A 9,121-nucleotide genomic window follows, 5' to 3' on the forward strand; every position below is an offset into this window, starting at 1 on the left:
ATGCACGCCCGTATGCACGCCCGCATCCATGTCCTCGTCCACGCCCGCGTGCACTCCTGAGGCGTCGCCCAAGGGCCGCTGTCCGCCGCCCCCCGGAGCACCGGACACGGAACCAGGTGCGGCCCCCGCCGAGCGGGCCGGCCCGTCCGGCGGCTCCCCCGCCCCGGACGACCGGGCGAACCCGCCCTTCGGGCGCACCCTGCGCCGCCGCGCGGTGGGCGCCCCGGTGCCGTACCCGACAAGGACGTTGCCCGAGCCTTCACGGCCCTCACGGCCCGCGTCGCCGCCCACCACCGCCTCACCGGCACCCGTGGCCTCCGAAGTGCCCGCAGCGGCACCCGGGCCCGCAGGCCCCACCGCCTCCGCCCGGGGAATCTCCGCCCCCACCGCGACCGTCAGCAGCGGTGCCCCGACCGGCAGTTCGGTGCCCTCCTCGCCGAATCGGGCGGTGACCACACCCCCGTAGGGGCAGGGGACCTCGACCATCGCCTTGGCGGTCTCGACCTCGACCACCGGCTGGTCGACGGCGACCACTTCGCCGACGGCCACGAGCCAGCGGACGATCTCCGCCTCCGTCAGGCCCTCGCCCAGGTCCGGCAGCGTGAACTCGCGCACCACGGCCATCAGCGCGCACCCCCGGTACCGGTCCAGTCGGCCTCCCACTGGAGGCGGGCCACCGCGTCCAGGACACGGTCCACGCCCGGGAGGTGGTGCCGTTCCAGCATCGGCGGCGGGTAGGGGATGTCGAATCCGGCCACGCGCAGCACCGGCGCCTCCAGGTGGTGGAAGCAGCGCTCCGTCACGCGCGCGGCGATCTCGCCGCCGGGACCGCCGAATCCGGTCGACTCGTGGACCACGACGGCCCGGCCGGTCCTGCGCACCGACGCGCACACCGTCTCGTCGTCGAACGGCACCAGGCTGCGCAGGTCGAGCACTTCGAGGTCCCAGCCCTCAGGGCGCGCCGCCTCGGCCGCCTCCAGGCACACCTGGACGGACGGCCCGTAGCTGATGAGGGTGGCGTCGGTGCCGCGGCGGCGGACTACGGCCCGCCCGATGGGCTCCACCGGCTCCGGTTCCTCGGCAGACCAGTCGGACTTCGACCAGTAGAGCCGCTTGGGCTCCAGGAAAATCACGGGGTCGTCGGAGGCGATCGCGGAGCGCAGCAGCCCGTAGGCGTCGGCGACGGTCGCGGGCGCGACGACGTGCAGCCCGGGGGTCGCCATGTAGTACGCCTCGGAGGAGTCGCTGTGGTGCTCTACGCCGCCGATCCCGCCGCCGTAGGGCACGCGAACCGTGATCGGCATCGGCATGGCCCCGCGCGTGCGGTTGCGCATCCGGGAGACATGGCTGATGAGCTGCTCGAACGCCGGGTAGGCGAAGGCGTCGAACTGCATCTCCACGACCGGCCGCAGCCCGTACATCGCCATGCCGACGGCGGTACCCAGGATTCCGGCCTCCGCCAGCGGGGTGTCCGTGCAGCGGTTTTCGCCGAACTCCTGGGTCAGACCGTCGGTGATCCTGAAGACCCCGCCGAGCGTGCCGACGTCCTCTCCGAGGACGTGGACGGACGGGTCCTCGGCCATGGCGTCGCGCAGGGCGCGGCCGAGAGCCTGCGCCATGGTGGCGGGTTTGCGCACGGCGGTGCTCGTGGCGGCGGTGGCTGGTGCGGTGGTCACTGCCGTCCCTCCCCCTCGTCCTCGTGTCCGGCCGCGTCGAGTTCGGCCCGCAGTTGCTCGGCCTGCTCGCGCAGTTGCCGGGTCGGTTCGGCGTAGACGTGCGCGAACAGGTCCATGGGGTCCAGGGCGGGGTCCTGGTTCATGCGGGCCCGGAGGTCGGCGGCCATCCGTTCTGCGGCCTCGCGCGCGGCCTCGGCCGTGGCGTCGTCGAGCAGGCCCTGGTCGCGCAGTTCGCGCTCCAGGAGCGCTATCGGGTCGTGGGCGCGCCACTCCTCGACCTCGGATTCGGGGCGGTATCGGGTGGCGTCGTCGGCGTTGGTGTGGGCCTCTATGCGGTAGGTGACGGCCTCCACGAGGGTCGGTCCGCCGCCCGCGCGCGCGTGGCGCACGGCCTGGTCCAGCACCTCGTGGACGGCCAGGGCGTCGTTGCCGTCGACCAGCCGGCCCGGCATCCCGTATCCGATGGCCTTGTGGGCCAGGGACGGGGCGGCGGTCTGCTTGGCGAGCGGCACGGAGATCGCGAAGCCGTTGTTCTGGACGAGGAAGACGACCGGGGCCTGCCAGACGGCGGCGAAGTTCAGCGCCTCGTGGAAGTCGCCCTCGCTCGTGCCGCCGTCGCCGACCATGGCGAGGGCGACGACGTCGTCGCCTTTGAGTCGGGCGGCGTGCGCAAGGCCGACGGCGTGCGGCAGTTGCGTGGCCAGCGGTGTGCACAGCGGGGCCACGCGGTGCGCGTACGGGTCGTAGCCGGTGTGCCAGTCGCCGCGCAGCAGGGTCAGCGCCTGGACGGGGTCGATGCCGCGCGCGACGGCGGCGAGGGTGTCGCGGTAGCTGGGGAAGAGCCAGTCCCGCTCTTCGAGGGCGAGCGCGGCGGCGACCTGGCAGGCCTCCTGGCCGGTGCTGGAGGGGTAGACGGCCAGTCTGCCCTGCCGGGTGAGCGCTGTGGCCTGCGTGTTGTAGCGCCTGCCGCGCACCAGCTCCGCGTGGAGGCGCTGGAGGAGGCCGGGGTCGGCGGTGCGGGCGGCGGAGGTCCCCAGCAGGCGGTACGGCTCCTCGTCGGGCAGCAGCGGCGCGGGGTCGACGCGGGGCCGCCAGGAGGGCGGCGGGACCGGGTGGTACGACCCGGGCTGTTCGAGGACCGTCATGTCGAGCACCTCCTGGAGGTCCCGCGCCGGTGGGCCGGGACGGGCAGGCTTGCGGTGGACGCGGGGATGACGCGTCACACCTACCGATTGTTCGGTCGTCGGCGCATTTTGGCTACAGGCGGGTCGAGCCTGTGGACAAACGGTTCTCCACAGCCTGAGATGAAGCCAGGACGTCCACAACGGAGGGGCTCTGCGGGATGGCAGCTGAACGGATGGCCGAGGAAGGCCCGGCAGAACGCGAGGACGAGGACCGGGAGGGCGCCGAGTTCCCCACCGGCCGCGCGGCCAGGGAGGCACGGGAGGCCCGGGAAGGCCGGGAGCCGCGCGAGGAGAGGGCACCACGCGAGGACAGAGGCGCACGCGAGGACCGCGAGGGGCGGCTCCCGCTCCAGCGCCCGCTGGACGCGATCGACCGCGCGATCCTGGCCATGCTCCGCACCGACGGCCGCGCCTCGATACGGTCCGTGGCCGAGCGCGTCCACGTCTCGCGTGCCAACGCCTACGCCCGGATCAACCGGCTCATCGAGGACGGCGTGATCCGGGGCTTCGGGGCCCACGTCGACCAGGAGCGGGCGGGCCAGGGGGCCTCCGCCTACATCACGCTCAAGATCGTGCAGAACTCCTGGCGCACGGTCCGCGAGCAGCTCAAACAGCTTCCGGGGGCCGCCCATATCGCCCTGGTCAGTGGCGACTTCGACGTTCTGCTGCTGGTGCACACCGAGGACAACCGGGCCCTGCGGGAGCTGGTGCTGACCCGCATCCAGTCGATCCCGGAGGTGCTGAGCACCCGTACGCTGCTGGTCTTCGAGGAGACCGACCTCTGGCCCGAGGAGTAGCGCCCTACGGGCGAATGGCCGGGCGGCGATGAGTTCGCCGCCCCGGCGTGGTCTATCCCTCCGAGGGCGGCCCGGGGATCCGGGTACCCGGAGACCGGCCGGTCCACCGGCCGAGAGAGGAAAGAGGCCACCTATGCCCACGCAGATCTTCGTCAACCTCCCCGTGAAGGACCTGCCCAAGGCGAAGGAGTTCTTCACCGAGGTCGGCTTCTCCTTCGATCCGAGGTTCGAGGACGCCAACGCGGCCTGCATGATCATCGACGCGGACAAGTACGTGATGCTGCTGGTCGAGCCGTTCTTCAAGACCTTCGTCAAGAACGAGATCGCCGACACCTCGACGCACACCGAGTCCATCCTGGCCCTGGGGGTCGACAGCCGGGAGCGCGTGGACGAGCTCTTCGCCCGTGCCATCGCGGCCGGCGGGCGGCACTCGCGCGAGACGGACGACGAGAGCCCCATGTACGGGCGCAGCTTCCTGGACCTGGACGGGCACCTGTGGGAGGTCTTCCACCTGGACCCGGCGGCCGTCCAGTAGCGGTGGCCGCGACAGTACGGGAGCGCCTCGGGCGGTGCGCAGGGGACGGGCCCGGACCGTGTAGCGCAGGGGATGCCTCAGGTGGTGCGCAGGCCCGCGAACGCCAGTTTCACCACGGCCTCCGCGACGTCCTCGCCCTCATGGTGGCCGGCCCGCCCGCCGTGCGGCCGGTACCACTCGGCAATCGAGTTGATCATGCCGAAGAGGAGGCGGGTCGCGAGCCGGGCGTCCACGTCGTTCCGGAGGTCCCCGTCGGCCGCCGCCTGTTTGAGCAGCTCCGCGACCTGCTGGTCGAACTCGCGGCGGCGCGCCATGGCCCACCGCTCGGTGTCGGTGTTGCCGCGCACCCTCAGCAGCAGCGTCACATAGGGCAGTTCGGCCATGAGTACCTCGGCGGTGCGCCGCGTCACGTACTCGAGCCGGTCCAGGGCGCGGCCGTGTTCGGCGTCCGGCTCCCGGAGGATGCCGAACAGCGCGTCCAGCGCCCTGGATATGGCCAGGCGCAGCAGCTCTTCCTTGCCACGTACGTGGTGGTAGATCGACGACTTGGAGATCCCGGCGGCGCGGGAGAGATGCTCCATGGAGGTGCCGTCGTAGCCGCGCTCGATGAACACCTCTACGGCGACCGCGAGCAGCGACTCGGGTGTGTAGGTGTCGCGCTTGGGGGTGGCGGTGCGGCTGCCGGGCTCGCTCATGTCCACGATTATCCCGCCCCTTTCCGGGTCTCCGCCCCCGTCCCCTCGGGGGCGGGGCGCAGCAGCGTACGGCCGGTGGCGGCGCACCGGCGCAGCAGGAGGGACGGTGCGTACCGGCCGCCGGGGTACAGGTCGTGGAGCGCGTCGAGGAGGTCGGTGACCCAGCGCGCGCCCAGCCGGTCGCCCCAAGCCAGCGGTCCCAGGGGGTAGTTGACGCCCAGCCGCATGGCGGTGTCGACGTCGGTGTCCGTGGCCGCGCCCTGGGACACCGTTTCCGCCGCGAGGTCCACGAGGAGGGCGACAGTGCGGGCGACGACGAGGCCGGGGGTGTCCTGGATGACGCTGACCTGCTTGCCGAGGGCCTGGAAGAGCCCCACGGCGTCGGCCAGGGACTGCTGGGCCACCCGGTCTCCGGGCGCGAGCGCGATCCGGGTGGCGGCGCGGTAGTCCAGGGCGAGGTCGAAGACGATGCGGTCCGGGCCGTGGGTGTTGGTGGCCAACCGCCCGTCGGTGAGGCGCAGTTCGGTGCCGTCGGGCAGCAGGATGGCGCCGTGGGGCTCGGCCGGTGGCCGCTGGCCGACTCCGACAGCCGGCTGCTCGGCGTACGCGATCTTGATGCCGGCCGCGGCGATGAGCTCGGTCAGCTCCTGTGCGGGGCCCAGGTTTCCGCTGACGGTGACCTCGGGGGGCGCCTGGCACGGGTCGGCGGTGTGCGGCAGGGGTGCGCTCGCGCCCTCGCCGTGGTCGAACCAGCCCCGGCCCGCCTTCCGCCCGTGGAGGCCCGCTTCGACGAGCCTGCGCTGCGCCTGGGAGGGCGTGAACTTGGGGTCCCGGAAGAAGGCCTCCCACACGGAGTGGGTGACGGCCGCGTTCACGTCCTGGCCGATGAGGTCGGTCAGTTCGAACGGGCCCATCCGGAAGCCGCCGCAGTCCCGCAGCACCGCGTCGATCGTCGCCGGGTCCGCGGCCCGCTCCTCCAGGAGCCGGAAGGCCTCGGCGTAGAAGGGGCGGGCGACGCGGTTGACGATGAAGCCGGGGGTGTCGGCGCAGCGGACCGGGGTCTTGCCCCAGGCGGCGGCCGTGTCGTACACGCGCGTGGCCGCGGATGCGTCCGTGGCGTAGCCGCTCACGACCTCGACGAGCGGGAGCAGCGGTGCGGGGTTGAAGAAGTGCAGTCCAACGAACCGGCCGGGGCGGCGCAGGGCGCCGGCGACGGCGGTGACGGACAGGGAGGAGGTGTTGGTGGCCAGCAGGCAGTCTTCGGGGACGACGGTCTCCAGGGCGGTGAACAGCTGCTGTTTCGCGCCGAGTTCCTCAAGGATCGCCTCGATGACGAGGTGGGCGTCGGCCATGCCCGCGAGTTCGGTGACCGGCTGGAGTGCGGCGTGGGCGGCGTCGCGCTCGGCGGTGGTGAGCCTGCCCTTGTCGACCAGCCGGTTCAGCCGCGCCACGATGGCGTCGGCGGCCATGGAGGCCCGTCCGGGCGCGACGTCGTAGAGCCTCACCGGGTGCCCGGCGAGCAGTGCGACCTGGGCGATGCCCTGGCCCATGGTCCCGGTGCCGACGACGCCGACGGGGCCGTTCGGGTCTATTGCGGTCATGGCCGCGAATCCTCCCATCGAGGCTGGTCCGGGCGTGCGGGGGCCGTCCCGGAGGCGCGCGGCGGTGGGTACGGCCGCGTGGTTCGGCCGGTTTTCCACAGGCCCCCTTGTCCCGACCGATCGTTCGGTTACTCTAACTCCGTTGCCCTATTCCGGCCCAGCTCAACGAGGAGTTGGTCAGTCATGGCCACCGCATCCACCGCCGAACTCACCCCCGCCCAGCTGGTCGACCAGCACCGCCCGACGCTCGACCAGGCGCTGGAGACCATCCGCACGCGCGCGTACTGGTCGCCGCACCCGGAGCATCCGAAGGCGTACGGGGAGAACGCGGCCGCGGAGGGCCAGGCGGCCTTCGAGGCGCTGCGCGGCAAGCGGCTGGGCCTGGACCAGCCGGGCACCGACGCCTGGGTGGGCGGCGAGGTCTCCCCGTACGGTCCGGAGCTGGGCGTGGAGTACCCGCACCCGGACGCGGACGTGCTGCTGCCGGCGATGCGCGCGGCGATGCCCGCGTGGCGGGACGCGGGCCCCGAGGCGCGGGCCATGGTGTGTCTGGAGATCCTGTCGCGGATCAGCGCCCGCACCCACGAGTTCGCGCACGCGGTCATGCACACCAGCGGCCAGGCGTTCATGATGGCCTTCCAGGCGGGCGGGCCCCACGCCCAGGACCGCGGCCTTGAGGCGGTGGCCTACGCGTACCGGGAGCAGGTCCGCGTCCCGGAGGCGGCGGACTGGTCCAAGCCGCAGGGCAAGCGGGACCCGCTCAACCTGAGCAAGCGGTTCACCGCCGTGCCGCGCGGTGTCGCGCTACTGATCGGCTGCAACACCTTCCCGACCTGGAACGGCTACTCGGGCCTGTTCGCCTCGCTGGCCACGGGCAACGCGGTCCTGGTCAAGCCGCACCCGCGCGCGGTGCTGCCGCTGGCGCTGACCGTGGCGGTGGCGCGCGAGGTGCTGGCCGAGGCCGGCTTCGACCCGAACCTGGTGGCGCTGGCGGCCGAGCGCCCCGGCGAGGGCCTGGCCAAGACGCTGGCCCTGCGGCCCGAGATCCGCGTCATCGACTACACCGGCTCGACCGCCTTCGGCGACTGGCTGGAGGCCAACGCCCGCCAGGCTCAGGTGTTCACCGAGAAGGCCGGGGTGAACACGGTGGTCGTGGACTCGACCGACGACTATCGGGGCATGCTGGCCAACCTCGCCTTCTCGCTGTCGCTCTACAGCGGCCAGATGTGCACCACCCCGCAGAACCTCCTGATCCCCCGCGAGGGCATCACCACCGACGCCGGCCACAAGTCGTACGACGAGGTGGTCACCGACCTGGCGGGCGCGGTGCAGGGGCTGCTGGGGGACGACGCGCGGGCGGCGGCGCTGCTGGGCGCGATCGTCAACCCGCAGGTGCGGGAGCGACTCGAGGCGGCGGCCGGGCTGGGCGAAGTCGCCCTGGCCACGCGCGCGGTGGCGCACCCGGACTTCCCCGGGGCCACGGTCCGCACGCCGGTCATCGTCAAGCTGGACGGCGCCAAGCCGGACGACGAGGCGGCGTTCCTCTCGGAGTGCTTCGGGCCGGTGTCGTTCGCGGTGGCCGTGGACTCGACGGCCGACGCGGTCGGGCTGCTGCGGCGCACGGTCCGGGACAAGGGCGCGATGACGGTCGGCGCGTACACGACCTCGCCCGAGGTGGAACGGCTGGTGGAGGAGGCGTGCCTGGAGGAGTGCGCCCAGCTGTCGCTGAACCTGACGGGCGGGGTGTACGTCAACCAGACCGCCGCCTTCTCCGACTTCCACGGTTCGGGTGGCAACCCGGCGGCCAACTCGGCGCTGTGCGACGGGGCGTTCGTGGCGAGCCGGTTCCGCATGGTCGAGGTGCGGCGCCAGGCGTAGCCGCGGGATGGGGCGCGGCTCCGGGCCGGTCCTGGAGCCGCGGCCCGGGGTCAGTCCACGCGCGCGTGGCGGGTGATCCAGGAGTGCATGGCGATGGCCGCGGCGGCGCCCGCGTTGATCGAGCGCGTGGAGCCGAACTGGGCGATCGAGCACACCATGGCGGCGTGCTCGCGCGCCTCCTCCGTGAGGCCGGGCCCTTCCTGGCCGAAGAGGAGCACACAGCGGCGCGGCAGTTCGGTGGTCTCCAGCGGAACGGCCCCGGGGAGATTGTCGATCCCGATGACCGGCAGCCCCTCGGCGGCCGCCCAGGCGGTCAGCCCGGCCGTGTCGGGGTGGTGGCGGACGTGCTGGTAGCGGTCGGTCACCATGGCGCCGCGCCGGTTCCAGCGGCGGCGCCCCACGATGTGCACCTGCTTCGCCAGGAAGGCGTTGGCGGTGCGCACCACGGACCCGATGTTGAAGTCGTGGGACCAGTTCTCCACGGCCACGTGGAAGTCGTGGCGCCGGGTGTCGAGGTCGGCGACGATCGCCTCGCGCGACCAGTAGCGGTAGTGGTCGGCCACATTGCGGCGGTCGCCGTGTGCGAGCAGCTCGGGGTCGTAGCGGTCCCCCTCGGGCCACGGCAGGGGGTGCGGTCCGACGCCGATCTCCGCGGGCGTGTAGCCCTCGTCGTACTGGACGGGCGGGGCGTCCCGCAGGGGCGCGGGGTCCTGGCCCTGCGGGACGCCCCGCACGTCCAGTACGACGAGGGCTAC

Annotated in this window: 9 protein-coding genes; 3 read left to right on the top strand and 6 right to left on the bottom strand. The window is 72.9% G+C overall.

Translation table 11 applies throughout. The features are described 5' to 3' along the window. From AOK16_RS10570 to pdhA, 3 genes are all read right to left on the bottom strand, one after another. Nucleotides 1–624 (bottom strand): biotin/lipoyl-containing protein (locus AOK16_RS10570; RefSeq protein WP_338058482.1); only part of this gene is annotated, 624 nt, incomplete at its 3' end. Further along, on the bottom strand, nucleotides 624–1,676 hold the full coding sequence (locus AOK16_RS10575; protein ID WP_055471995.1) for an alpha-ketoacid dehydrogenase subunit beta: 1,053 nt from the start codon (nucleotides 1,674–1,676) through the stop codon (nucleotides 624–626). The genes AOK16_RS10575 and AOK16_RS10570, both read right to left, overlap by 1 nt. Continuing rightward, nucleotides 1,673–2,821 (bottom strand): pyruvate dehydrogenase (acetyl-transferring) E1 component subunit alpha, encoded by a 1,149-nt coding sequence (pdhA, locus tag AOK16_RS10580; protein ID WP_055471996.1) that lies wholly within the window; start codon nucleotides 2,819–2,821, stop codon nucleotides 1,673–1,675. The genes AOK16_RS10575 and pdhA overlap by 4 nt, the downstream gene beginning before the upstream one ends. A 197-nt stretch (nucleotides 2,822–3,018) precedes the next feature. Between pdhA and AOK16_RS10585 the strand changes: the two genes are divergently transcribed. Continuing rightward, entirely contained in the window at nucleotides 3,019–3,657 is a 639-nt protein-coding gene (locus AOK16_RS10585) for an Lrp/AsnC family transcriptional regulator (protein ID WP_240483509.1), read from the top strand. Nucleotides 3,658–3,790: 133 nt separating this feature from the next. After that, nucleotides 3,791–4,192 (top strand): VOC family protein, encoded by a 402-nt coding sequence (locus AOK16_RS10590; protein ID WP_055471997.1) that lies wholly within the window; start codon nucleotides 3,791–3,793, stop codon nucleotides 4,190–4,192. Nucleotides 4,193–4,269: 77 nt separating this feature from the next. Here AOK16_RS10590 and AOK16_RS10595 read toward each other — a convergent pair whose 3' ends face one another. Continuing rightward, complete coding sequence (locus tag AOK16_RS10595; protein WP_055472001.1) at nucleotides 4,270–4,887, bottom strand: TetR/AcrR family transcriptional regulator; 618 nt, start codon at nucleotides 4,885–4,887, stop codon at nucleotides 4,270–4,272. Between the two features lie 8 nt (nucleotides 4,888–4,895). Then, nucleotides 4,896–6,488: a 3-hydroxyacyl-CoA dehydrogenase gene (locus AOK16_RS10600; RefSeq protein WP_055471998.1), complete on the bottom strand. Its 1,593-nt coding sequence runs from the start codon at nucleotides 6,486–6,488 to the stop codon at nucleotides 4,896–4,898. Nucleotides 6,489–6,671: 183 nt separating this feature from the next. Between AOK16_RS10600 and paaN the strand changes: the two genes are divergently transcribed. After that, nucleotides 6,672–8,366: a phenylacetic acid degradation protein PaaN gene (paaN, locus tag AOK16_RS10605; protein ID WP_055471999.1), complete on the top strand. Its 1,695-nt coding sequence runs from the start codon at nucleotides 6,672–6,674 to the stop codon at nucleotides 8,364–8,366. Between the two features lie 50 nt (nucleotides 8,367–8,416). Here the strand turns inward: paaN and AOK16_RS10610 are convergent, their stop codons facing one another. Further along, complete coding sequence (locus tag AOK16_RS10610; protein WP_055472002.1) at nucleotides 8,417–9,106, bottom strand: TrmH family RNA methyltransferase; 690 nt, start codon at nucleotides 9,104–9,106, stop codon at nucleotides 8,417–8,419. Between the last annotated feature and the right edge of the window lie 15 nt (nucleotides 9,107–9,121).

This window comes from Streptomyces pathocidini, from assembly GCF_001418495.1.
Taxonomy (GTDB): domain Bacteria; phylum Actinomycetota; class Actinomycetes; order Streptomycetales; family Streptomycetaceae; genus Streptomyces; species Streptomyces pathocidini.